The following is a 24797-nucleotide window of genomic DNA, read 5'->3' as shown; positions in this document are numbered from 1 at the left end:
TTGACGCGCGAGCGCTTGGTATGCACGAGTATCCTTATGCATGAGTTCGGTCTGGCCTTTGTCACCGCCTTCCACCTGATCGCCGATTTCGACCCCGGTCTGGTCGGGATCGTCGGCCTGTCGCTGCGCGTCAGCCTGACGGCCGTGCTGCTGTCGGCCCTGATCGGCTTGCCGCTGGGCGCCGCCGTCGCCGCCTTCCGCTTTCCGGGACGGCGCGCGGTGACCCTGTTCCTGAACACGGCGATGGGGCTGCCGCCGGTGGTGGTGGGACTGATCGTCTATCTGATCCTGTCGCGCTCCGGCCCGCTGGGGGTGCTGGGGCTGCTGTTCACCCCGACCGCGATGATCGTGGCCCAGACCGTGCTGATCGTGCCCATCGTCGCCGCCCTGACCCGCCAGATCGTCGAGGATCTGCTGGTGGAGTATGGCGACCTGCTGCGGGTGATGGGGACCGGGCCGCTGACCACCCTGTGCACCCTGCTGTCGGAGGCGCGCTGGAGCCTGCTGACCATCGTGCTGGCCGGCTTCGGGCGGGCTTCGGCGGAGGTCGGGGCGGTGATGATCGTCGGCGGCAACATCGACCGGGTGACCCGCGTCATGACGACCTCCATCGCGCTGGAGACCAGCAAGGGCGACCTGCCGCTGGCGCTCGGCCTCGGCGTCATCCTGATGACGCTGTCGCTGTCGGTGAACCTCGCCGCCGCCATGGTGCGGGAGACGCGGCGAGCCTGAGCCGCCATTCGCACGCCAATTCTGGAAAATTTGCAAAGCCGCTCGAACTTTCCCATAGTCGCCGCCACAGCCCGCAACCAAGGCGGGCAAGACCATGGAGAGGGATAGTCCGATGCTGCGCCGTTCTTTCGTGCTGGGATGCGCCGCCGCGGCGGCTCTGCTGCTCGGCTCCGTTCAGCCGTCCACCGCCGCCGACCGCTTCATCACCGTGGCCTCAACCACCTCGACCGAAGATTCGGGGCTGTTCAAGTCGATCCTGCCGAAATTCACGGAGAAGACCGGGATCGAGGTCCGCGTGGTCGCCAAGGGCACCGGCCAGGCCATCGACATCGCCAAGCGCGGCGACGCCGACGTGCTGTTCGTCCATCACAAGCCGTCGGAGGACAAGTTCGTCGCCGAGGGCTTCAGCACCGAGCGCAAGCCGGTCATGTACAACGACTTCGTGATTGTCGGGCCGAAGGCCGACCCGGCGAAGGTCGGCGGCAGCAAGGACGTCTCCGCCGCGCTGAAGGGCATCGCCGCGGCCAAGGCCCCCTTCGTGTCGCGCGGCGACGACAGCGGCACCCACAAGTCGGAGCAGGCGCTGTGGAAGACCGCCGGCGTCGATCCGGCGGCGGGCGACGGCTGGTACCGCGCCATCGGCCAGGGCATGGGCGCCACGCTGAACACCGCCGCCGCCGTGAACGGCTACGCCATGACCGACCGCGCGACTTGGCTCAGCTTCAAGAACCGCGGCGACCTCGACATCCTGGTGGAGGGCGACAAGCGCCTGTTCAACCAGTATGGCGTGATGCTGGTGAACCCGGCCAAGTTCAGCCACGTCAAGGCCGCCGACGGGCAGGCCTTCGTCGATTGGCTGGTCTCCGCCGAGGGCCAGCAAGCCATCGCGGACTACAAGATCAACGGCAATTCGCTGTTCTTCCCGAACGCCAACGAGCCGGGCGCCTGACCGGCCCCCGCTCCGCGGGCACGAAAAAAGGCGCAGCCGCGGGGCTGCGCCTTTTTCATAGGGCGGAAAAGCGCCGGCTACAGCTTCTCGTTCGGCGACACCGTAACGCAGCGGTGTCCGTTGCGGGTCAGTTCCGAGCAGACCTTGCGGGCGGTCCGTTCGTCCAGCCCGACCATGCGGGCGCGGTAGACGGTGGAGCCGTTCGCCTTCACCGGCGTCACCGCCGGCTTGGCGGCGCGCAGCAGGAAGGGCGCCTGCTTGGTCGCCTGGGTCAGCGCCCGGTTGCTCGCCTCCCGCGTGGAGAAGGCGCCGATTTGCACACCCCATTTCGACCCGTCCGCCTTCGCCCCGTCCGCCTTCGATGACTCGGCGTCCTCGTCGCGGGCGCGGGCCGGCGGACGGACCGCGGCGGGGGTCGAGACGGTGGAGGCGAGCTGCGCGATGGTCTCCGCCTTGGCCGGCGGCTTGCCCTTGGCGGTGACGCGCGGCGCGTCCTCGTCGCCAGCGCGGGCGACGACCGGCGCCTCAGACCCGCGACTCGGCTTGTCGAACGCCTTGTCGAGGATCGCCTCCATGCGGGCGTCGCGCGCGGCCGCGGACTTGCCGCCCAGCACCACGGCGACCAGACGCCGCCCGTCGCGCACCGCCGACGCCGCGAGGTTGAAGCCACTGGCCACCGTGTAGCCGGTCTTGATGCCGTCCATGCCCTCGTAGCGCGACATCAGCCGGTTGTGGTTGTTCAGGCTGCGCCCTCCATAGACGAAGGCGCGGCGGCTGAAATAGGGGTAATAGCGGGAGTGGTCGGACAGCATCGCCCGCGACAGGATGGAGAAGTCGCGCGCCGTGGTCACCTGCTGCATGTTCGGCAGGCCGTTGGAGTTGCGGAACACGGTGTTGCGCATCCCCAACTCGCGGGCCTTGCGGGTCATCATCTCGGCGAACTTGGCCTCGCTGCCGCCCAGCGCCTCCGCCAGCACGACCGAGGCGTCGTTGGCCGACTTGGTGACCAGCCCGAGGATCGCCTGCTCCACCCGCAGTGTCTTGCCCGCGCGCAGCCCGAGCTTGGTCGGCGACTGCGCCTCCGCCCAGGCCGACACCGGCAGCGCCTGGTCCAGCCGAAGCCGCCCCTCGTCCAGCGCGTCGAAGGTCAGGTAGAGCGTCATCATCTTGGTCAGCGACGCCGGGTAGGTGAGGGTATCGGCGTTCTCCTCGTGCAGCACCTCGCCCGTGCGTGCGTCCACGACGATCGCCGCGTATTTCGCGGCCAGCGCCGGCAGCGGCGCCAGCACGGTCACCGCCAGCACCGCCAGGGCGCCGCACAGCCTCCGTCCGCGCAGCGCTCGAACGAAAGAGGTAATGCCGAAGGCACTTCTCAGAGTCGAACGTCCATTCGCCAAACGTTCTGTGGCCTGTTCCCCCTCCGTTTCGCGCCCGCGCCAAGCGAACGCCAAAAGCAGGCTTCGAACGGTCTGGCCCGTTACGTTCATGATGCCCCCGCCAAAGGCTAATACTTGCTGTTTGGCGCAATGGTAAATTCCATGGAAATCAGTGTCTAGCGACAATTCGTTAATTTGCCGCTTCGATTTCTTCGGCAGCGCTGTGACGAAATTGGATGAGGCACGGACCCGTACGGGGCGAACCGCGTTGAAGGAGCGCGACCGCCGATCCATCTTCCCGGAAGCGCAGGACCTTTTCCCCTCCCGATTGGACGCGAGGCACCTCATGACCCGCCCGCCCGAGCGACGCCCGCCGACTCCGCGCGCTGTTTCACGGGACGGACGAAGAGGGAGATTTGCCAGGATTGCGGGGCTGACGGTGGCGGCGGCGGGATTGCTCGCCGGCTGCGCCTCGGTCGGGCCGACCGACAACCCGGTGGCGCGCAAGCTCACCTGGGTCAGCTACCTCAACGGCGACGACCTGCGCGCCGCCTGCACCAAGGGGGAGACCGACCGCTACCGGCTGGTCTTCAACGCCGACTATCAGAAGCATGTGCGGACCTACGACATCGTCGGCGACCGCGGCACCGGCGGCGCGCTGGTCGAGGCGCGCGTGCTGGAGGCCACCGACCTCGCCCGCATCGATCTGGACGACCCGGCGGCGGTGGCCCGCGGCCCGGTGGCCAAGGCCCAGCTGTCGCCGCGCCAGTTCGCCCTCTTCGTCCTGCGCCTCTACGAGAGCGGCGCCTTCGAGCCGGCGCCGAGCGGGGTGCGCCTGCCGTCGAACGGCGTCTACTGGCTGATCAACGGCTGCCGGCGGGGAAGCTGGTTCTTCAACGCCTACCCCTACCCGTCCGACCGCTTTTCCGACATCCGGTTCGACGGGCCGCTGAAGGAGCTGGAGGGCAGCGGCCAGGGGACCGGCGTGCCCTACCCCGCCCTGCCGCGCCCGCAGGACGCGCCGCGCACCCTGCCGACCGGCGGACAGGTGGACAGCGCCGGCGTGGTGTTCGAGGTCCAGGTGGGCCGCGACGGGCTGGTCGGCCCGACCGCGCCCTTCGGCTCCTGGCTGTTCGCCGGGAAGTAGCGGGCAGGGCTGACATTGTCCCCACCCCGGGTCCCCACCCCGGCCCTCCCCCGCTTCGCAAGGGGGAGGGCCGGGGTGGGGGCAGGAAACTAGACCACCTCTTCCTCGGCGACATCCGCCCGCGCGCCGGCGGCCAGCAGCGTGCCCACCCACGGGCCGTCCGGCATGCGGCGGGCCAGCTCGGTGATGTTCCGGTTCCACCACAGGCGCTGCTCGACCAGATCGTCGTAGTCGAAGTTCGACTGGCGCCACAGCCGCTCCTGGGCGTTGAAGGTCACCATGTCGATGGGGAAGCCGACGTCGTTGGACGAGAAGCGCGTGCTGTCGAAGGACAGGTAGGCGATCTTCAGCGCCGTCCGCATGTCCGTGTTGTAGGACAGCGCGCGGTCGAGGATCGGCTTGCCGTAGGCGGTGGCGCCGATCGACAGGTAGGGCGTGCGCTCGTCCACCTCGATCCAGTTGCCCTCCGGATAGACCAGGAACATGTAGGGCTCGCGGTCCTCGGCGAGCTGGCCGCCGATGATGGCGTGCAGGTTGAAGGCCAGCTTGGACGCCTCCAGCGCCTCCTTGTCCTCCGCCGCCACCTGCCGCAGGCAGGCCGTGAAGGCCGACAGCGCGTCCAACATGGTCGGGTAGGTCTCGCCGCGGCGCCGGGACATGTCGCGGCGCAGGTAGGCCAGCGTCTTGTCGCGCACGCTGCGCAGGCCGGAGTTCAGGATGAAGAAGCGGTCGCCGCCGCCGCCCACCATGGTCACCTTGCGCGCGGACGACAGTTGCGAGCCGCTGGTGATGCGCCCGTCGGACAGGCCGATCAGGCCGTCGCGGGTCTTGATGCCGAGGCAATAGGTCATGAAAGAACGTTCCCGAACTGAAAGCTGCGACGTTCCGCCGCGGTTGGTCTGACCTTTGGCCGAAGCGCGTCCCTTCGGCGGGCAGGGTATGATTGGGCAGGATTGGCGGTAAAGCTTTCGTAAAGGCTCCGCCCAGTCGAGCCGAAGTGGATCGGATTTCCCATGGGGCGGAACGGTGGAGCTTGCACCGTACCCACCAAGCAAAGGGACCGGGCTCAACTGATATATTGTGCGACGCACAAGATTCTTTGTTGACTCCACGGACATCTGCCCATAGTTTAGCCATTGCTGCACTGCAGCATTTTCGGGCCCGGAGCCGTCCGGGCCTCCCCAACGCAGCCGGTCTGCGCCCCGCAGGCGGACGGTCCGCCGGTCCGGGTTGATGCGCGCCGGGCTTCGACGAAGGAAGGAACGCAAGGCATGACGACCGTGACGAAGGCCAAGCCAGCCCCCGCCCCCACCCAGGCGTTCGAGAACGCCGCCGCCCAGGCCAAGGAGCAGGTCGAGGGCTTCGTCAAGGCCGGCCAGGAGCAGGCCGCGAAGACGTTCGAGCAGACCGCCTCCGCCACCAAGGAGCAGGTCGAGAAGCTGTCCGCCCAGCTCCTGAAGATCTCCTCCGAGCTGCAGGCCCTGAACAAGGCCAACGTCGAGGCGCTGATCCAGAGCGGCAGCATCGCCACCCAGGGTGCGGAGGAGCTGACCCGCGAGGTGACCGCCTACGCCCAGGCCTCCTTCGACAAGTCGGTCACCACCGGCAAGGCCCTGCTGACCGCCAAGTCGCTGAAGGAGGTCGTCGATCTCCAGAGCGAGTATGTGAAGGCCAGCTTCGACGCCTTCGTCGCGGAGTCCTCGCGCCTCCAGGGCATCGGCACCCGCGTCGCGACGGCGGCCCTGACCCCGCTGAAGGACCGCGTGTCGGTCACCGTCAGCACGCTCTCCAAGCCGATCGCGGCCTGATCCGCCCACACGGCGAAACCACGGAGCCCGGCCGTTTCCCGACGGCCGGGCTCCGCGCGTGAAGGGGCCGGCAAGGACGCGTCAAAGTTTTTGTGCACCGCACAAAAACCCGTTGACAGCCACGGGAACCTGCCCTAAGTTTAGTCATGTTGCATTGCAACATCGACCCGACGCCCGAAGCCACGGGGTCGTTGGTCGGATCATCCGCGCGGTCGCCAATCGGTGGGTCCGGCGCGGGTCAACCCGATGAAATTCGAGGAGCCGTTCCATGACCGACAAGTTCGCCGCCGCCACCAAGACCTTCGAAGACGCCGTCTCCGCCGCCAAGCTGAACGTCGACGGCCTGGTCAAGGCCCAGCAGGAGCAGTTCGAGAAGGCTTCGGCCCAGATCCTCAAGGGCTTCGACGAGCTGACCGCCCTGACCAAGGGCAACGTCGACGCCGTCGTGAAGTCGGGCACCATCGTCGCCAAGGGCGCCGAGGAAGCCGGCAAGCAGGTCGCTTCCTTCACCCAGTCCTCGCTGGAGAAGAGCGCCGCCACCGGCAAGGCCCTGCTGGCCGTCAAGACCGTCCAGGAACTGGTCGAGCTGCAGAGCAGCTTCGCCAAGGCGAGCTTCGAGACCTTCGTCAAGGAGAGCGCCAAGCTGCAGGAGCTGTCGCTGAAGACCGCCAAGGACGCCTTCGCGCCGATCAACGACCGCCTCCAGGTCACGGTCGAGACGCTGGCCAAGCCGGTCGCGGCGAAGGCCGCCTGATCCAGGCCGGTCCCAGACGTCAGCCTGAGACAAAATGTCCCGGAGCCCGCAATCCCACAGGCCCGGCCGCAGGGCCGGGGCGGCTCCCACCTCCGCCACCCCCGGGACGCTATCGTCCGGGGGTGCGGACGGCGCAAGGCGGTACCGCTTTAAATCCTGCCGCCTCACGGCGTTGTGAAGTTCCGGGAAAGCCCGGCGGTGCAGACCGCCGGGCTTGTTTCTTTTGGGCGCGAGGGACATCTACAGGGTGCGGGCCGTGCCATTTTTGGCACGCCGGTGCGGCAGTTCTGCCGCAAATTCAAATGCCTTCCACCAATTCCGGGGTAGCCGGGCAGGTCTTGTTCCGAATGGGCCTCTCCCAAATGGGGACTCACCGAAAACGGCCCCTTCCCACCGCGCCCGGAGTTCTCATATCATTCATGCGACGTACATCGCGATGTTGACCTGTTGAGACCATGGCCGAAAACGACAAGCACGGCGACGAGGGCACCACCACGGGCGTGGTCATCAAAACCAAGCCTAAGACTAAAAAGCCCTCGATGTATAAGGTCTTGATGTTGAACGACGACTACACACCTATGGAATTCGTCGTTCATGTCTTGGAGCGCTTCTTTGCCAAGTCGCGCGAGGAGGCTACGCGGATCATGCTGCATGTGCACCGGCGGGGTGTGGGCTTGTGCGGCGTGTTCACCTACGAGGTGGCGGAGACGAAAGTCACGCAGGTGATGGACTTTGCACGCCAGCACCAGCATCCGCTGCAATGTACGCTAGAAAAGGATTAAGGCCACAGATGCTGTCGCGTAACTTGGAACAGACGCTGCACCGAGCCCTGGCCCATGCGAACGAGCGCAGGCACGAATACGCGACGCTCGAACACTTGCTGCTCGCATTGACCGAGGATGCCGATGCCATGGCCGTCTTGCGCGCTTGTGGGGTCGATCTGGACCGACTGCGCGCCGAACTCTCGGATTACCTCGACAACGAGCTTGCGAACCTGATCACGAACAGGCCCGATGATGCTAAGCCGACGGCTGGCTTCCAGCGGGTGCTGCAACGCGCGGCCATCCACGTCCAGTCGTCGGGGCGTGAAGAGGTGACGGGAGCAAATGTGCTCGTCGCCCTGTTCTCTGAACGCGAAAGCCACGCGGTCTATTTCCTGCAGGAGCAGGAGATGACCCGTTTCGACGCGGTGAACTACATCTCTCACGGAATCGCGAAGGCCCCGGGCCGCTCGGAAGCGAAGCGCGTTACCGGAGCCGACGAGGACGCGGCGGCGGAGAAGGTCGTGAAGAAAGGCAGCGAAGCCCTAGAGGCTTATTGCGTCAACCTGAACAAGAAGGCGGCCAGCGGGAAGATCGATCCGCTGATCGGACGGGAGCAGGAGGTCGAACGGACCATCCAGATCCTGTGCCGGCGGTCGAAGAACAACCCGCTGTATGTCGGTGACCCCGGTGTCGGCAAGACCGCCATCGCCGAGGGGCTGGCCCGCCGCATCGTCCATGGCGAGGTTCCGGAGGTGCTGAAGGGCGCCACCATCTTCGCGCTCGACATGGGCTCCCTGCTCGCCGGTACGCGGTACCGCGGCGACTTCGAAGAGCGCCTCAAGGCCGTCGTCTCCGAACTGGAGGCCACGGAAGGTGCCGTCCTCTTCATCGACGAGATCCACACGGTCATCGGCGCCGGTGCGACCTCGGGCGGTGCGATGGACGCCTCGAACCTGCTGAAGCCGGCCCTCGCCTCCGGCTCGCTGCGTTGCATCGGTTCGACGACCTACAAGGAATACCGGAACTATTTCGAGAAGGACCGGGCGCTCGTCCGGCGCTTCCAGAAGATCGACGTCAACGAGCCGACGGTCGAGGATGCGATCAAGATCCTCCAGGGGATCAAGACCTACTACGAGAAGCATCACCGGGTGAGCTACACCAACGACGCGATCCGTTCGGCGGTGGAGCTGTCCGCGAAGTACATCGGCGACCGCAAGCTGCCGGACAAGGCCATCGACATCATCGACGAGGTCGGCGCCGCGCAGATGCTGCTGCCGGAGAACAAGCGGAAGAAGAAGATCTCCGTCAAGGACGTGGAGGCGGTGGTCGCCAAGATCGCCCGCATCCCGCCGAAGTCGGTCAGCCGCGACGACAAGGAGACGCTCCTCAACCTGGAGCGCGACCTGAAGACCATGGTCTTCGGCCAGAACAAGGCCATCGACGCGCTGGTCTCCGCCATCAAGCTGGCCCGCGCCGGCCTGCGCGAGCCGGAGAAGCCGATCGGCAACTACCTCTTCACCGGCCCGACCGGCGTCGGCAAGACCGAGGTGGCCCGCCAGCTCTCCCTCACGCTGGGCATCGAGCTGACCCGCTTCGACATGTCGGAGTATATGGAGCGGCACACCGTCTCCCGTCTGATCGGCGCCCCTCCGGGCTATGTCGGGTTCGACCAGGGCGGCCTGCTGACCGACGCCATCGACCAGCATCCGCATTGCGTGCTGCTGCTCGATGAGATCGAGAAGGCGCATCCGGATCTGTTCAACATCCTGTTGCAGATCATGGATCACGGCAAGCTGACCGACCACAACGGCAAGACGGTGGACTTCCGCAACGTCATCCTCATCATGACCTCCAACGCGGGCGCCTCGGACATGGCCAAGCCGGCCATCGGCTTCGAGCGCGAGCGTCGGGTCGGCGAGGACATGGAAGCGGTGGAGAAGCTGTTCACGCCGGAGTTCCGCAACCGTCTGGATGCGATCATCCCCTTCGCGCCGCTGACCCAGGAGGTCATCAACCGCGTGGTGGACAAGTTCATCATGCAGATGGAAGCGCAGCTCGAGGACCGCGGCGTCACGATCGAACTCGACGATCAGGCCCGCGAGTGGCTGGGCAAGAAGGGCTACGACCCGCTCTATGGCGCGCGTCCGCTGGGCCGCGTGATCCAGGAGCACCTGAAGAAGCCGCTGGCGGAGGAGCTGCTGTTCGGCAAGCTCGCCAAGGGCGGTCTGGTCAAGGTCACCGTGAAGGACGACAAGCCCGCCTTCGAGTACACCGAGGGGTCGCGCAAGCGGCGCTCCGGCGACGAGGACGAGGACGAGGTCGTGCACGAACTGGCGGAGTGACGCCGCGTCGCACGCAACGCGAAAAAGGGGGCCGCAAGGCCCCCTTTCTTTTTGTCCGGTAACCCGGTGCTCACTCCTCGACCAGGACGACCGCGTCGCTGGAGCTCTTCATCAGGGCGATGCCGTGCAGGCAGTCGCGCTCGGCCGTGTAGCCTTCGCTGCTGACGGCGATGGCTTCCCCGTTCGCGGCGTGGAAAGTCCAGCGCCATTCGTTGCGGTGATCCTTGTAGACCTTGTACTTGGGAGCTTTGCCCGCGGACATGTTTTCCTCCTGACCATTGGTCTCATATCGACGGTGGAGGCGGCACGATTGTGAAGGGCGGACGGTTGCATTCCGGACGCCCCATCGCGGACACTCCTCCCCGGCGGCGCCACCAGAACAAAGCCCCAGAAACGAAGCCCAAAAACGAAGCCCAAAAACGAAGAATGAGGAAACGCACCATGCCCCTGCCCTTCCTGAGCGGATTGCGCGTCATCGACCTCGGCCAGTATCTGCCGGGCCCCTACGCCGCCCAGATGCTCGCCGACCTCGGCGCGGAGGTGGTGAAGGTGGAGGCTCCGAGCGGCGACCCGTTGCGCCAGATGGGTCCCACCGACGCCGACGGCACGACCGCCGCCTACAAGCTCCTCAACGCCGGCAAGACCGTCATCCGCCTGAACCTGAAGGACGAGGGCGACCGCGGCGCCTTCGAGACGCTGATCGCCGGCGCCGACGCCCTGGTGGAAAGCTATCGCCCCGGCGTGCTGGACAAGCTGGGGGTCGGCCACGCCCGGCTGCGCGCGCTGAATCCGCGGCTGGTCCACGCCAGCCTGTCCGGATGGGGCAGCAGCGGTCCCTACGCCCGGCGGGCGGGCCATGACCTGAACTACATGGCGGTCGGCGGCGGGCTGGATTCCTCGGGCACGCCCGACCGCCCCTCGATCAGCCACCCGCCGGTCGCCGACTTCGCGTCGGCCCAGCAGGCGGCGCTGGCGGTGGTCGCCGCCCTGTTCGGGCGCCAGCGCAGCGGCGAGGGCTGCTTCCTCGACCTGTCGATCATGGAAACGGTGTTGGGCTGGCAGGGCTTCAACCTGACCGCCGACGCCCGCGGCGAGGTCCCGGCCCGCGGCGAGGCGCTGCTGTCGGGCGGGGCCGCCTGCTACCGCATCTACCGCACCGCCGACGGCCGCTTCGCCACCCTGTCGGCGCTGGAGGCCAAGTTCTGGCAAGGCTTCTGCGAAGCGGTGGGACACCCCGACTGGATCGCCCGGCAGGGCGACCCGCTGCCCCAGACCGCCCTGATCGCGGAGCTGGACGCCCTGTTCGCCAGCCGCAGCCTCGCCGACTGGAAGGCGCTGCTCGACCCGGTGGACTGCTGCTTCGAGGCGCTGCCGACGCTGGCGGAGATGCCGGACCACCCGCACATCGCCGCCCGCGGCCAGATCCGCGTCACGCCGGGGCCGGAGCCGCTGGTGGAGACCCTGATGGGCCTGCGCGTCGACGGCGGCACGCCGCCCGAGCGCGCCCCCTTGCGCGAGTCCACCGCCGCCGCGGTGCTCGCCGCCTGGAAGTAGTGGCTACAGGGCGATGAGCGGCCCGCCGCCGTCGCGCGGCGGCCGCGCGTCCAGCGGGCCGCGGCGGGCGCCCATCAGGCTGGCCTTCGACAGGTTCGCCGCCGCGTCGTCGCAGCCGCGCAGGTCGGCGGAGGCGAGGTTGGCCATCTCGAAGCTGGCGCCGGCCAGCTTGGCCCCGGTCAGCCGGGCGCCGCGCAGGTCGGCGGCGGTCAGGGTGGCGCCGGTCAGGTTGGCCGGCCAGCTCCGCCCGGTCGGGGTGCCGTCCGGGTTGCGCAGGTCCACCATGCCGAGGTCGGCACCGTGGAGATCCGCCCCGGTCAGATCGGCCCCGCTCAGGTTCGCCCCGGTCAGCACCGCCTGGTCCAGCCGCGCCCGGCGCAGGCTCGCCCCGCCGAAATCGGCCAGCGAGAGCGAGGCGTTGGACAGCCGGGCCTCGTCCAGGTTGGCGTCGCGGAACACCCCGCCCGACAGGTCGCAGGCGGTGAGGTCCAGCCCGCGCAGGTCCATCCCGGTGAAGTCCGCCCGCAGCCCGGCCCCACCGCCGCTGTTGATCCACAGGATGTGGGCGTCCAGCACGCTGCGCACCGGCGTCGGCAAGGCGTCGGCGTTCCGCATGTAGACGGCGCCGCTCAGGTTGGCGCCCTGGGTGTCGGCCACGGTCAGGTCGACGTTGCGCAGGGTCGCCTCGCGCAGGTCGGCGTTGCGCAGGACGGCGCGGGTCAGGTTGGCGCCGTTCAGCACGGCGCGCTTCATCTTGGCCCCGCTGAAATTCGCCTCGGTCAGGTCGGCCCCGGCCAGATTCGCGGCGAACAGGTTCGCGTTGCTGAAGTCGCCGCCGGCCGTCGAGGCGTTGGCCAGCTCGGCGTGGCTGAGGTCGGCGCCCTTGAAGCTGACGCCGTCCATCCGCGCGTCCGTCAGATTGGCGGGCCGCCGCTCCTCCTCCTCGTCCTCGCGCCCGGCGCGGTGGACCATGATCTGGCCGGGGCGCAGGTCGGCCCCCTCGAAGTCGGTGCGGGTCAGGTCGGCCTTCAGGAAGTTCGCCCCGCGCAGGTCCGCCCGCGCGAAGGAAGACCCCACCAGCTTCGCCCGGCTGAAATTCGCCCCGAACAGGTCGGACATGGCGAAGCTGACCTCCTCGAGCTGGGCGTCGGAGAAGTTGCCCTGGGTGAGGATGGCCGTTTGCAGGTTGAAACCCTTCAGCCGCAGCCTCGACAGATCGACGCCCTTCGCCTGAAGGCGCACACCGCCCGGCCTCAGTTTGAGATAGAATAGATGGTCCCGCACCTGCTTCAGGAATTCCATGGTGCGGTCGGTCATCGGGCGGGTCCGTCGGTCGGCTGGTCCGGCCCACACTACGCCTTGCGCAGGGGCAGTAAAGGAGAAATCCCCAATCGTCCGCCGTCCCTGCAATGCCCCGCGCGCATGCCGGGCCTGGGCCGTGAAACAGTCACTAAACGATTGAACGACAACGCGGTTGGGGTTCAGAAGAGGGAAAGCATGACGAGTTTCGACACCGATTGCCTGCGCCGCGCCATCGCGCTCAGCCGCACCCACATGCAGGGCAACGCCGGCGGCCCCTTCGGCGCGGTCATCGCGCGGGACGGTCGGATCATCGGCGAGGGGTGGAATTGCGTGACCTCCAGCAACGACCCGACGGCGCACGCCGAGGTCGTCGCCATCCGCAACGCCTGCCGCGACCTCGGCAGCTTCAGCCTCGCCAGGGCGACCGTCTACACGAGCTGCGAGCCCTGCCCAATGTGCCTGTCGGCCATCTATTGGGCGCGGATCGAGCGCATCGTCTACGCCAACGGGCGCGACGACGCGGCGGCCATCGGCTTCGACGACGCCTTCCTCTACACGGAAATCGCCATGCCGCTGGAGCAGCGGGCGATCCCCATGCAGCGCCTGCTGGCCGACGAGGCGCGCGCCGTCTTCGACGAATGGGCCGCCCGGCCCGACCGCATTCCCTACTGATCCGGGTTGCCTACTGATCCGGCCCTATTGCTCCGGCACGCCATCCTGGCGGTAGGGTGACAGTTCCATCAGCGCTTCGCGCTCCGCCGCCACGCCGGGCCGCTCGCGGCGCAGATAGTCCGCGATGGCGCGGCGGAAGCCGGGATCGGCCACCCAGTGGGCGCTGTAGGTCGGCACCGGCAGGTAGCCGCGCTGGATCTTGTGCTCCCCCTGGGCGCCGGCCTCGACCCGGCCGATGCCGCGTTCGATGGCGAAGTCCAGCGCGCGGTAATAGCACGCCTCGAAATGCAGGAAGCGGTAGCTCCCGTCGGAGCCCCAGTTGCGGCCATAAAGGGCGTCGGCCCCGATCAGGTTCAGGGCGCCGGCCACCCATTCCCCGCCGTCCTCGCACATCACCAGCATGACCCGGTCGGCCATGGTCTCGCCCAGCAACCGGAAAAAGGCGCGGTTCAGATAGCCGCCGCCCCATTTCCGGTCGGCGGTCTCCAGATAGAAGCGGTGGAAGGCGTCCCAATGCTCCGGCTTCAGGTCGGCGCCGGTCAGGCTGTGCAGCCGGACGCTGCTCTCCGCCACCTCGCGCCGCTCCTTGCGGATGGCCTTGCGCTTGCGGCTGTTCAGGGTTCCCAGGAAGTCGTCGAAACTGGCGTAGCCGCGGTTCTCCCAATGATACTGCACGCCTTCGCGGAGCAGCCAGCCGGCCGCGCCGAGGCGGCGCCAGTCGCCCTCCTCCGGGAAGGTGACGTGGACCGAGGAGACGCCGTAGCGCCGCGCCACCTCCTCCATGCCCTGGATCAAGGCGCCGGCGACCGCCTCCGTCCCGTGGGTCGAGGCGCCGGGCCGGACGAGAAGACGCGGCCCCGGCACCGGGGTGAAGGGCACGGCGCATTGCAGCTTCGGATAATACTGCCCGCCCGCCCGCTCGTAGGCGTGCGCCCAGGCGTGGTCGAAGACATACTCGCCGTAGGAATGGTTCTTCAGATAGAGCGGCACCGCGCCCATGATCCGCCCCGTCCCGTCGAGGGCAACGAGGTGGCTGGGCTGCCAGCCGGTGCGGCCGGTGGCCGACCCCGATTCCTCCAGCGCCAGCAGGAAGGCGTGGCTGAGAAACGGGTTGTCCGGCCCGGCACAGGCGTCCCATTCCTGGGGATCGGCCAGACCGATGCCGGTCAGGACCTTGACGGTGATGGCCTCCCCGGCGCCTGGGCCGGTGTCCTTGCCGTCGGGCATGCTCTCTCCTTCACGGGTACGCCGAGGGAGGTGGGCGCTTTGCCGCGCCGCGGCAAGAGGTCCGCCCACCCCGGCCGGAGCCCCGGATCAGGCCAGTTCGAGAATGGCGTCCACCTCGACGGCCACGTTGCCGGGCAGCGACGGGGCACCGACCGCGGCGCGGGCGTGCTTCCCGGCGTCGCCGAACACCTGCATCATCAGCTCCGACGCGCCGTTGATGACCAGCGGCTGGTCGTGGAAGTCCGGGGTGCCGTTCACGAAGCCGCCCAGCCGCAGCACGCGCACCACCCGGTCGAGATCGCCGCCGCAGGCCGCCTTCGCCTGGGCGATGATGTTCAGCGCGCACAGCCGCGCCGCCTGCTGCCCCTGCTCCACCGTGAAGTCCTGCCCCAGCTTGCCGACGAAGCGGCGCTCGCCGTTCCATACGGTGACCTGCCCCGACACGTAGAGCGTGTTGCCTGACTGGGTGTAGGGCACATAGGCCGCCACCGGAGCCGCCGCCTGCGGCAGCTCGATCCCCAATTCCTTCAGCCGCGCCTCGATGCGTCCGGCCATGCTCGTTCCTCCGTCCTCGTTGCGGGCGCCGAGAACGCCCCTGTGGATGGCGCCCCGATGGATGCGCCCCCCGACGATAGCCCCCTCCGCTGCCGGCACCAAGGGCTTAGCGGCACCCCAAGCGGGCCGCCAACTGGGAAGTTTTGTCCCGGACTCCGGAGCGCAACACCCTTTCTGCCCGGCAAAACTTTCCACCGCCGTAGGAAGGTCCGTCCTGCCAGCCAGAGCCCGCCAGCCGCCCAAGCCGCAATCATAATCCATAGAATCAATAGGTTACCGGCTATTCCGCGAATTGGCACGGGTCTTGATAGGGGAGGGTCGCGCAAATGCACGTTGCCTCGCTTCGGTTTCAAGCACCAGCCGCGGGGCGAGCCTCAGAAGGAGACTTGGAACCATGGCCATCAACGACGTCACTCTCACCGCGTCAATGCGCACGAATCTGCTGCAGTTGCAGAGCGTGAACGACAAGATCGGTGTCAAGCAGAACATCCTCTCGACCGGCAACAAGATCAACTCGGCGCTCGACGGCCCGACTTCGTTCTTCGCAGCGAAGAGCCTGACCCAGCGCGCCGGCGACCTGTCGTCGTTGAAGGACGCCATGGGTCAGTCGATCAGCACCATCAAGGCCGCCGACAAGGGCGTGACCGCGATCGAAAGCATGATCGAGCAGGCGCGCGGCCTGACCACCGCCGCCTATTCCGCGCTCGGCACCGACGCCGGCTCCGTCGCCACCCGCAAGACGCTGGCCTCGCAGTTCAACGCGCTGAAGGAGCAGATCGACAAGCTGGCCGGCGACAGCGGCTATGCCGGCAAGAACCTGCTGGCCGGCAACGGGCTGCGCATGGACTCCACCAGCGAGTCGCGCCGCGCCGTCAACACCATCCAGGGCATCGAGAACGCCCGCGTCACCAACGTGGTGTCGGCCGACACCTACTCGGTGCGCATCAAGGGCGACGGCTCCATCGAGGGCGCGGCCGGCGAGATCAACAGCGCCGAAATGGCCCACGGCCTGGTCGGCCTGAAGCTGTCCGGCACGATGGCCACCACGCTCGGCAGCTTCTCCGACGTGCAGATCGAAGTCCGCGGCGCGTCGGGCCGCGAGCGGTCCTTCATCATCACGGACGGCAACGAATCCCGCACGATCACCTACTTCGACAACAGCCAGACCATGGCCGCCAACACGACCACGGCGGCCAAGACGGGCACGCCGCAGGTCACCCAGGTGACCATGGGCGGCACGATCGAGGCGGGCGACAGCTTCACGATCACCGTCGAAGACCAGACCTTCACCTACACCGCCACCGCCGGCGACGTGGCGACGGGCCAGACCGCCCGCATCAACATCGCCAACCAGCTCAAGGCGTCGATCAACAGCGCGCTGGGCGCCAACGGCCGCCTCAGCGGCAAGGACGTCCAGACCGTCACGGTCAGCACGACCGGCACGATCACGCTGTCCGGCGCGACGACGACCAACGCCGCCCGCGAGATGACGGTCAAGGCCACCGCCGAGAACGCCCTGACCAAGCGCATCTCCGAGAGCTTCGCGTCGGGCACCGTCGTGTCCTTCGTGGTGGACCGCAAGCTGCTGGAGCAGGCCTCCAACAACGGCAACGGCATCTCGACCATCGAGAAGAAGGTCGACATCCAGATCCAGGTCAGCAACCTGAGCGGCGCCACGGTGACCCGCGACGGCATGGCCAAGCGCGGCGAGGGCAAGCTGTCGGAAGGCGAGAACGCCTTCGCGTTCGACACCGGCACGGTGCGCTTCAACGTCGACCAGAAGAGCATCAAGCAGGCGGCGGCGGCCAACTCGGCGGCCAACCTGGTCTCGGTTCAGGTGACCGACGCCAACACCTCCAACGATCTGACGGTGCAGCTCAACGAGCGCAACACCAACGCGATCACGGTGAAGTCGCAGAACCTGAGCACCAGCGGCCAGGGCCTGCGTCTGGACTACGCGCAGAACGACTGGACCGACCGCGCCGACATCGACAAGGCGGTCGCCAGCATCGACTACGCGAAGCAGACCCTGCGGTCGGCCTCGCAGACGCTGTCGACCAACCTGAACATCATCACGACCCGCGAAACCTTCACCAAGGAGTTCAGCGACGTGCTGGTCGAAGGCGCCAACAAGCTGACGCTGGCCGACCAGAACGAGGAAGGCGCGAGCCTGCTGATGCTGCAGACCCGTCAGCAGCTCGGCACCATCGCCCTCTCGCTGGCCAACCAGTCGCAGCAGTCGATCCTGCGTCTGTTCTAACCGGCAAGGTCCAGCCGGCGACCACAGGCCGAGGCAAGGCATTGCGCAGCAGGCGCCCCCACCGGGGCGCCTGTTTTCCTTTGGACACCCGCGCTCCCTACCGCAGGGCGGCCTCGATCAGGGCCCGGGCGTCGGCGGCGAGCTTCGCGCGCTCGGGCGCCCGCGTGTACATCATGTGCCCGCCCTCATGGACCGTCACGGCCACCCGGTCGGCCTGCCCCTCCGGCAGCTCCAGGCGGGAGGCCACCCAGCGCGACGCCATGTAGGGAGTGATGAGGTCGGTGCGCCCATGGGCGATCAGCACCCGCAGCGCGGGCTGCAGGGTCAGGGCCGTCTGGAGATCGTCCACGGCGCTGGGCTGGCCGGAGCGCGGCCATTCCCAGCCCCGGTTCACCCGGTCGCTGAGCAGCTCGAACGGCACCTCCGTCCGCACGCCCAGCCATTCGTGGGCGTAGGCGGCGAAGGCGGTGGTGTAGGTCGGCACCGTGCCCTTCAGGAAGGGATCGAAGGGAAGGCGCGCCGCCGACGGGTCGGGGTCCGCGGCGGTGAAGGTGCCGTCGTAGACGCTGGCCACCCGCCCCTTCCCACGCAGCAGTTCGCGGGCGAAGACGTCGGTGGGGATCTCGCCGCGGAAACGGGTGACCAGCTCCTCCGGCAGGCCGGTGGTCCGCGCCACCTCGGCGAAGAAGCCCTGCGCCGCGCCGGGCCGGCGGTAGTCCAGCCCGGCCAGCCCGGTGAGGTATCCGGTGAGGGCGTAGCGCTCGGCCGCCTCCGCCGCCTGCTCCGCGGTCCCGGCGACCAGACCGTTGGCGGCGGCGGAGGCGGCGTAGGAGGGCAGCCGCAGCGCCGGCACAAGAAGCCCGCCGCCGCCGCGGATGGTGGCGAAATCGACCACCGGCGACACCATGATCAGCCCGTTGACCGCGATGCCGGTGTCGTCGATCAGCCGGTTGGCCATCTTGGCGATGCGGAACCCGCCATAGCTTTCCCCCACCAGGAACTTCGGCGACTCCCAGCGCCCGTTGCGGGTCAGCCAGAGCCGGACGATCTCCGCCATGGCCCGGCTGTCGGCGTCGACCGACCAGAAGCGCTTGCCGGGGTCCTCGTCCCGCCGCGCGCCCTCCTCCTTGCCACCGTCACGCCGGATGCCGCGGCTGTAGCCGGTGCCGACCGGATCGACGAAGACCAGATCGGTGAAGGCCAGCCAGCTGTCCGGGTTGTCGAGCAGCGGGGCCGGCGGACGGGTCAGCGACCCGTCGTCGTTGAAGCCGACCACCTTCGGCCCCAGGGCGCCCAGGTGCAGATAGGCCGAGGAGGCCCCCGGCCCGCCGTTGAACACGAAGGCGACCGGCCGCCGGCCGCGGGGCGCCCCGTCCAGCGTGCCCCCATCCGGCGCACCCCCATCCAGCGTATAGGTGACGGTGAAGACACGGGCCGCCGCTTCCTCGCGCGGACCGTCGCGCAGGGGCAGGAACTCCGCCACCGCCGTGTAGGCGAGTGGTCCGGAGGGCAAAGGCAGCTGATGCCTGGTCTCGCTGCGCTGGGCGTCGAAGCCGCCGCCGGCCCGCTCCGCCGGTTTCGGCCCGTCCTGGCGCTGTTCCTGGCGCTGTTCGGTCCGGGCCGGGGCGTTCTGGGGCGCCGCGTCCTGGGCGGTCGCGGCGTGGAGGGGCGGCAGCGCCAGCGCGGCGAGCAGCGGCAAAAGGCGGAGGCGGCGGTTCATGGCACGGCGCATGGCGCATCCCGTCGGCTGTGTCGTCACTGGGCCGCATATTGACCCGCAACGGGCTTCCGGCAAGGACGCAGCCCCTCGCCTGCGCGCTCCGGATCATGGCCGAAACCGCGACAATTTATCTCAATTCAAACCATTGATGCACATACGACCGTGTTTATGATGCCCAGGCTTCCACCACCTTAAGCCGAGTCATCGCGATCATGGACATGCCCACCGAGAATTTTCAGGATCTCGTCTGGAGCGACGATCTTGCGTTGGGCGTCGAGGACATCGACGAGCAGCACAAGCATTGGATCGCGCTGGTCCAGGCGTTCCATGTCGCCGTCGCCGAAGGCCGCTCCCGCGAGGAGGTCTATCGCACGCTGGCCGACGCGGTGGTCTATACGGAGATTCACTTCGCCAGCGAGCAGAAGGTGATGGAGGAGGCCGGCTATCCCTTCCTGGCCGACCATCTCGTCCAGCATTCCCTGGCGTGGGAGCAGCTGCACGCCTTCACCACCGGCAACGTGCCGGAGGAGAACATCGCCGAGTATCTGGCGACCTTCCTGCCGCAATGGCTGATGCTGCACATCAATTCCGCGGACCGCCAGTTCGCCCGCTGGCTGAAGGAGCGCGACGCCATCCCGGCGGAACTGGCCGATGTCCAGCTGTCCGGCCGCGTCTTCCCCAACATCCCGGTCTGATCCCGCCGGAGCGCGCTCTCACCGGAGCGCGCACAAAAAGGCCGCATGAAAAAAGGGGAGGTCCGAGGACCTCCCCTTTTCCACGCCATGCCGGGGATGGAGCCGGCTGGCCTCAGCTGCAGCCCGTGGTGGAGCCGCAGGTGTCGCACTTCAGGCAGGTGCCGTTGCGGACAAGCGTCATGTTGCCGCACTCCCCGCACTGATCCCCCTCGTAGCCGCGGGCGCGGGCCTCGCGGATGCGGTCGTAGCGCTGGTCGCTGTTGCTGCCGCCGTAGGACGTGCCGGTGGTGCCGCCGACCGGAGCCGTGCCGCCGGCATGGACCACCGCCGCACCGACCGCCGGGCTGGCCACCACCGCCGCGTGGGCGGCGGACGCCGTGGCCTGGACCGAGCTGGCGGCCAGGGCCGCGGCGGCCGAGGCCCGCTGGGTCTGCCCGCCGTTCAGGACGCGCAGGTTGTTGCGGACATAGCCGGTCGACGCAACCTTGCGGACGATGTCCGACGGCTGGACCGCCTCGGTGTCCGGCAGGTCGCCCTGCTTGTCGCCGCTGCCGACCGTGAAGGGCACCAGATCCTCCGGCGTGGCGTGCGCCAGATCGGTGCGGCCCAGGTAGGAGATGGCGATCTCGCGGAAGATGTAGTCGATGACCGAGGTCGCCATTTTGATGGTGTCGTTGCCGGTCACCATGCCCGACGGCTCGAAGCGGGTGAAGGTGAAGGCCTCCACGAACTCTTCCAGCGGCACGCCGTACTGCAGGCCGATCGACACCGCGATGGCGAAGTTGTTCATCAGCGAGCGGAAGGCGGCGCCCTCCTTGTGCATGTCGATGAAGATCTCGCCGATGCGGCCGTCCTCATACTCGCCGGTGCGCAGGTAGATCTTGTGGCCGCCGACGGTCGCCTTCTGGGTGTAGCCCTTGCGGCGGTGCGGCAGGCGCTCGCGCTCGGTGCGCTTGCGCTCGATGATGCGCTCCACGACCTTCTCGACGATGCGCTCGGAGACCATCTGGGTGCGGGTGGCGTTCGCCGCCTCGACGATCTCCTCGACCGCGTCCTCCTCGTCGTCCAGCAGGGCGGCGGAGAGCGGCTGGCTCAGCTTCGAGCCGTCGCGGTACAGCGCGTTGGCCTTGATGCCCAGACGCCAGGACAGCAGGTAGGCGTCCTTGCACTCCTCGACCGTCGCCGTGTTCGGCATGTTGATGGTCTTGGAGATGGCGCCGGAGATGAAGGGCTGCGAGGCGGCCATCATGGTGATGTGCGATTCCCAGGACAGGAAGCGCTTGCCGATGCGGCCGCAGGGGTTGGCGCAATCGAACACCGGCAGGTGCTCGTCCTTCAGGAAGGGCGCGCCCTCCAGCGTCATGGCGCCGCAGCAGAAGGTGTTCGCCGCCTCGAGCTCGGCCTTGGTGAAGCCGAGAGCGGTCAGCAGGTCGAAGCCCGGCGCGTCCATCTGCTCGGCGGGGATGCCCAGCGTGTCGACGATGACGTCGGCGCCGACCGTCCAGCGGTTGAAGGCGAACTTGATGTCGAAGGCGGTGGCGAGGTTGCCCTCCAGCTTCTCCAGAAGCTCGGCCGGGAAGCCCTTGGCGGCCAGCGTCTCGTGGTTGACGCCCGGCGCGCCCTTCAGCGTGCCGTGGCCGACCGCGTAGCGCTCGATCGCGGCGATCTCGTCGGCGGTGTAGCCCAGCGTGCGCAGGGCCTCCGGCACCAGACGGTTCACGATCTTGAAGTAGCCGCCGCCGGCCAGCTTCTTGAACTTCACCAGGGCGAAGTCCGGCTCGATGCCCGTGGTGTCGCAATCCATGACCAGACCGATGGTGCCGGTCGGGGCGACCACCGTGGCCTGGGCGTTGCGGAAGCCGTGCTGCTCGCCCAGCTCCAGCGCCATGTCCCAGGCGCGGACGGCGGCCATCGCCAGTTCCTGCTCCGGGCACTCGTCGGCGACGAAGGGCACCGGCTTGACCGACAGGCCCTCGTAGCCCTCCATCTCGCCGCAGGCGGCGCGGCGGTGGTTGCGGATGACCCGCAGCATGTGGTCGCGGTTCTGCTCATAGGCCGGGAAGGCGCCCAGCTCCTGCGCCATCTCGGCGGAGGTGGCGTAGGCGACGCCGGTCATCACCGCGGAGATGGCGGCGCAGTAGGCGCGGCCTTCCGCCGAGTCGTAGGGCAGGCCGGAGGACATCAGCAGGCCGCCGAGGTTGGCGAAGCCCAGCCCCAGCGTGCGGAACTCGTAGGAGAGCTGGGCGATTTCCTTGGACGGGAACTGCGCCATCAGCACCGAGATTTCCAGCACCATGGTCCACAGGCGGCAAGCGTGCTCGAACGCCTCGACGTCGAAGGAGCCGTCCTTCAGACGGAACGACATCAGGTTCAGCGAGGCGAGGTTGCAGGCCGTGTCGTCGAGGAACATGTACTCCGAGCACGGGTTCGAGGCGTTGATGCGCCCCGAGGCCGGGCAGGTGTGCCAGTCGTTGATCGTGGTGTCGAACTGCACGCCCGGATCGGCGCAGGCCCAGGCGGCGTAGCCGACCTTGTCCCACAGATCGCGGGCGCGCAGCGTGCGGTGGACCGTGCCGTCGGTGCGGCGGATCAGCTTCCACTCGTCGTCGTTCAGGACGGCCTGGATGAAGTCGTCGGAGATGCGCACCGAGTTGTTGGAGTTCTGACCGGCCACCGTCAGGTAGGCGTCGGAGTCCCAATCGGTGTTGTAGGTCTTGAACTCGAGGCTGGTGAAGCCCTGGCCGGCGAACTGGATCACGCGCTGGACGTAGTTCTCCGGCACCTGCGCCTTGCGGGCGGCGACGATGGCCTTCTTCAGCTCCTTGTTGACCTTCGGGTCCTGGCCGTCCTGGGCGGCGGCCATGATGGCGGTCAGGTGCTGCTGGCAGATCTTCGAGCCGGTGACCAGGGCGGCGACCTTCTGCTCCTCGGTCACCTTCCAGTCGATGTAGGCCTCGATGTCCGGGTGGTCCATGTCCACCGTGACCATCTTGGCCGCGCGGCGGGTGGTGCCGCCCGACTTGATGGCGCCCGCCGCGCGGTCGCCGATCTTCAGGAAGCTCATCAGGCCCGACGACTTGCCGCCGCCGGCCAGCTTCTCACCCTCGCCGCGCAGGCGGGAGAAGTTGGAGCCGGTGCCGGAGCCGTACTTGAACAGGCGCGCCTCGCGGACCCACAGGTCCATGATGCCGCCCTCGTTCACCAGATCGTCGGCGACGGACTGGATGAAGCAGGCGTGCGGCTGCGGGTGCTCGTAGGCCGAGGCGGACGAGGTCAGCAGGCCGGTCTTGAAATCGACGTAGAAGTGGCCCTGGCTCGGGCCGTCGATGCCGTAGGCCCAGTGCAGGCCGGTGTTGAACCACTGCGGGCTGTTCGGGGCCGCCATCTGGGCGGCCAGCATGAAGCGCATCTCGTCGAAGAAGGCGCGGGCGTCGGCCTCGGTGTCGAAATAGCCGCCCTTCCAGCCCCAGTAGGTCCAGGTGCCGGCCAGACGGTCGAAGACCTGCTTGGCCGACTTCTCGCCGGAATAGCGCTTCTCCTTCGGCAGCGCCGACAGAGCCGATTCATCGGCGGTCTTGCGCCACAGCCAGGACGGGACGGTGTTCTCCTCGACCGCCTTCAGGGCGACCGGAACGCCGGCCTTGCGGAAGTACTTCTGGGCCAGGATGTCGCTGGCGACCTGGCTGTAATTCTCGGGAACCTCGATGTCCGTCTGCTGGAAGACCACAGAGCCGTCAGGGTTGCGGATCTCGCTCGTCGTGCGGCGGAAGCCGAGAGCGGCGTAAGCATCCTGACCCTCTTTCGTGAAACGACGCTGGACCCGCATGTGACTCGTGCTCCCTCTGGCTGGCGAACAAAGGTGTCGCGCTCCGTGCGGCGCAGCTCGCGCTGGCTGACGAACGCAACACCCTGTATGTTGGTGCGCATCCTAGCCTCAAGCTTTGGACCAAGCAAGACCCGACCCAAGATATTGTGTGCTTGACGCGGGCCTACCTCCTAGATATGGCGCGTCAGGTCAACGGGCCAAGCCGCCGCGGGTTCCCGGAAAAAATCCGCCCACCCCCACATCTAGTCCCTCGCCGAAAGCCTCCGGTGACCGATTCCCGTAAGGAATCCGCCACGTTCGCGGGGTCGCCGGGACCCTTCGACCGCAGGAGTCACGGGGAGCGAATCGGCGGTACGCCCTTCTCCCGATCCCCCGCTCCGCAACCCCACTTTTGCCCGCTGGACCAGCCCCACGGCGGGGCTCCCCGACAGCACCCCGAGTCGCCCCAGGATGTCACAGGCGGCCCCGCGTGACCTTTTCCGCCCTCCCGGTGTTGGAAGGGTCGGTTTCGTGCAACGAGGAGATCTTCCATGCACAAGACGGTGATCGCGACCCTGTCCGCCCTGGCGCTGATGACCGGCGCCGCCGCGGCCCAGACCGGCACCGGCGGCTCCACCCAGGCCCCGAGTTCCCAGGCCCCGAATTCGGTCATCATGGACCAGGGGCAGAGCGCCCGCCCGGCCGGCTCCGCAGGCAACGCCACCACGGGCAACGCCACGGGCGGCGCCAGCGTCGAGCATCTGATGAGCCGCACGGTGATCGGCGCCGACGGCGAAAAGGTCGGCAAGGTGTCCGACGTGATCCTCGGCCCGGACGGCAACGCGCAACTCCTGGTGATCCAGAGCGGCGGCTTCCTCGGCATCGGCGGCAAGGAGATCGCGGCGGACATCGCGCTGGCCGACGTGCTGCCGGGCAACGGCCCGATCACGCTGCGCGACGTCACCCAGGCGAGCGTGCGCGACATGCCGGAGTTCCAGTACAGCGACAGCATGACCTCGCTGAACCGCGGCCCGAAGCACAGCGGCGACCCGAACAAGCAGTAAAGCGCAGCCACCCATATTCCCTCTCCCCTCTGGGGAGAGGGTTAGGGTGAGGGGGTTGCGCTTGTGCCGGA

Annotated in this window: 20 protein-coding genes; 12 read left to right on the top strand and 8 right to left on the bottom strand. The window is 68.0% G+C overall.

Annotated features, from left to right (window positions below; all coding sequences use genetic code 11):
* The first annotated feature begins 36 nt into the window (after positions 1-36).
* Both FHW79_RS19655 and FHW79_RS19650 read left to right on the top strand, forming a co-directional pair.
* Positions 37-732, top strand: a complete 696-nt coding sequence (locus FHW79_RS19655) for an ABC transporter permease (protein WP_183180513.1) — start codon at positions 37-39, stop codon at positions 730-732.
* Between the two features lie 112 nt (positions 733-844).
* Positions 845-1681: a substrate-binding domain-containing protein gene (locus tag FHW79_RS19650; RefSeq protein WP_183180512.1), complete on the top strand. Its 837-nt coding sequence runs from the start codon at positions 845-847 to the stop codon at positions 1679-1681.
* A 77-nt stretch (positions 1682-1758) separates the two neighbouring features.
* Here the strand turns inward: FHW79_RS19650 and FHW79_RS19645 are convergent, their stop codons facing one another.
* A complete protein-coding gene (locus tag FHW79_RS19645) occupies positions 1759-2985 on the bottom strand; it encodes a D-alanyl-D-alanine carboxypeptidase (RefSeq protein WP_348984221.1) in 1227 nt (408 codons plus the stop codon).
* 511 nt (positions 2986-3496) lie between these two features.
* On the opposite strand from FHW79_RS19645, the gene FHW79_RS19640 reads away from it, so the two are divergent.
* A complete protein-coding gene (locus FHW79_RS19640; protein WP_348984220.1) occupies positions 3497-4204 on the top strand; it encodes a hypothetical protein in 708 nt (235 codons plus the stop codon).
* Between the two features lie 89 nt (positions 4205-4293).
* Here FHW79_RS19640 and FHW79_RS19635 read toward each other — a convergent pair whose 3' ends face one another.
* Positions 4294-5055: a peptidase gene (locus FHW79_RS19635; protein ID WP_183180509.1), complete on the bottom strand. Its 762-nt coding sequence runs from the start codon at positions 5053-5055 to the stop codon at positions 4294-4296.
* A 420-nt stretch (positions 5056-5475) separates the two neighbouring features.
* Between FHW79_RS19635 and FHW79_RS19630 the strand changes: the two genes are divergently transcribed.
* From FHW79_RS19630 to clpA, 4 genes are all read left to right on the top strand, one after another.
* A complete protein-coding gene (locus FHW79_RS19630) occupies positions 5476-6012 on the top strand; it encodes a phasin family protein (protein ID WP_114859191.1) in 537 nt (178 codons plus the stop codon).
* Positions 6013-6280: 268 nt separating this feature from the next.
* The gene (locus FHW79_RS19625) at positions 6281-6766 is read left to right on the top strand and encodes a phasin family protein (RefSeq protein ID WP_183180508.1); all 486 of its coding nucleotides are present in this window, start codon (positions 6281-6283) and stop codon (positions 6764-6766) included.
* Positions 6767-7221: 455 nt separating this feature from the next.
* Entirely contained in the window at positions 7222-7548 is a 327-nt protein-coding gene (clpS, locus tag FHW79_RS19620; RefSeq protein WP_038529118.1) for an ATP-dependent Clp protease adapter ClpS, read from the top strand.
* An 8-nt stretch (positions 7549-7556) separates the two neighbouring features.
* Entirely contained in the window at positions 7557-9872 is a 2316-nt protein-coding gene (clpA, locus tag FHW79_RS19615) for an ATP-dependent Clp protease ATP-binding subunit ClpA (protein WP_137140099.1), read from the top strand.
* 70 nt (positions 9873-9942) lie between these two features.
* Here the strand turns inward: clpA and FHW79_RS19610 are convergent, their stop codons facing one another.
* Positions 9943-10134: a DUF1508 domain-containing protein gene (locus tag FHW79_RS19610; protein WP_183180507.1), complete on the bottom strand. Its 192-nt coding sequence runs from the start codon at positions 10132-10134 to the stop codon at positions 9943-9945.
* A gap of 179 nt (positions 10135-10313) precedes the next feature.
* Here FHW79_RS19610 and FHW79_RS19605 point away from each other — a divergent pair, with 179 nt between their 5' ends.
* Entirely contained in the window at positions 10314-11426 is a 1113-nt protein-coding gene (locus tag FHW79_RS19605; protein WP_183180506.1) for a CoA transferase, read from the top strand.
* Positions 11427-11429: 3 nt separating this feature from the next.
* Here FHW79_RS19605 and FHW79_RS19600 read toward each other — a convergent pair whose 3' ends face one another.
* Positions 11430-12743 carry a pentapeptide repeat-containing protein gene (locus tag FHW79_RS19600; RefSeq protein ID WP_183180505.1) on the bottom strand — a complete coding sequence of 438 codons (1314 nt, stop codon included), beginning with the start codon at positions 12741-12743 and terminating at the stop codon, positions 11430-11432.
* Between the two features lie 180 nt (positions 12744-12923).
* Between FHW79_RS19600 and FHW79_RS19595 the strand changes: the two genes are divergently transcribed.
* Positions 12924-13400, top strand: a complete 477-nt coding sequence (locus tag FHW79_RS19595) for a nucleoside deaminase (protein WP_183180504.1) — start codon at positions 12924-12926, stop codon at positions 13398-13400.
* 24 nt (positions 13401-13424) lie between these two features.
* On the opposite strand, the gene FHW79_RS19590 is transcribed toward FHW79_RS19595, so the two are convergent.
* A complete protein-coding gene (locus FHW79_RS19590; protein ID WP_183180503.1) occupies positions 13425-14627 on the bottom strand; it encodes a GNAT family N-acetyltransferase in 1203 nt (400 codons plus the stop codon).
* 87 nt (positions 14628-14714) lie between these two features.
* The gene (locus FHW79_RS19585) at positions 14715-15182 is read right to left on the bottom strand and encodes a RidA family protein (protein WP_094305964.1); all 468 of its coding nucleotides are present in this window, start codon (positions 15180-15182) and stop codon (positions 14715-14717) included.
* Positions 15183-15576: 394 nt separating this feature from the next.
* Between FHW79_RS19585 and FHW79_RS19580 the strand changes: the two genes are divergently transcribed.
* The gene (locus FHW79_RS19580) at positions 15577-17442 is read left to right on the top strand and encodes a flagellin (protein WP_183180502.1); all 1866 of its coding nucleotides are present in this window, start codon (positions 15577-15579) and stop codon (positions 17440-17442) included.
* A 97-nt stretch (positions 17443-17539) separates the two neighbouring features.
* Here the strand turns inward: FHW79_RS19580 and FHW79_RS19575 are convergent, their stop codons facing one another.
* Positions 17540-19174 carry a septum formation initiator gene (locus tag FHW79_RS19575; RefSeq protein WP_183180501.1) on the bottom strand — a complete coding sequence of 545 codons (1635 nt, stop codon included), beginning with the start codon at positions 19172-19174 and terminating at the stop codon, positions 17540-17542.
* Between the two features lie 200 nt (positions 19175-19374).
* Between FHW79_RS19575 and FHW79_RS19570 the strand changes: the two genes are divergently transcribed.
* A complete protein-coding gene (locus tag FHW79_RS19570; RefSeq protein WP_183180500.1) occupies positions 19375-19857 on the top strand; it encodes a hemerythrin family protein in 483 nt (160 codons plus the stop codon).
* A 112-nt stretch (positions 19858-19969) separates the two neighbouring features.
* Here the strand turns inward: FHW79_RS19570 and FHW79_RS19565 are convergent, their stop codons facing one another.
* Positions 19970-23683, bottom strand: a complete 3714-nt coding sequence (locus FHW79_RS19565; RefSeq protein WP_183180499.1) for a vitamin B12-dependent ribonucleotide reductase — start codon at positions 23681-23683, stop codon at positions 19970-19972.
* Positions 23684-24213: 530 nt separating this feature from the next.
* Here FHW79_RS19565 and FHW79_RS19560 point away from each other — a divergent pair.
* Positions 24214-24726 carry a PRC-barrel domain-containing protein gene (locus FHW79_RS19560; RefSeq protein WP_247884508.1) on the top strand — a complete coding sequence of 171 codons (513 nt, stop codon included), beginning with the start codon at positions 24214-24216 and terminating at the stop codon, positions 24724-24726.
* The last annotated feature ends 71 nt before the right edge of the window (positions 24727-24797 follow it).

The sequence above is a fragment of the Azospirillum sp. OGB3 genome (assembly GCF_014192915.1).
GTDB lineage: Bacteria > Pseudomonadota > Alphaproteobacteria > Azospirillales > Azospirillaceae > Azospirillum.
The sequence above is the reverse complement of the archived record's forward strand: the minus strand, read 5'-3'. Positions and strand labels throughout refer to the sequence as shown.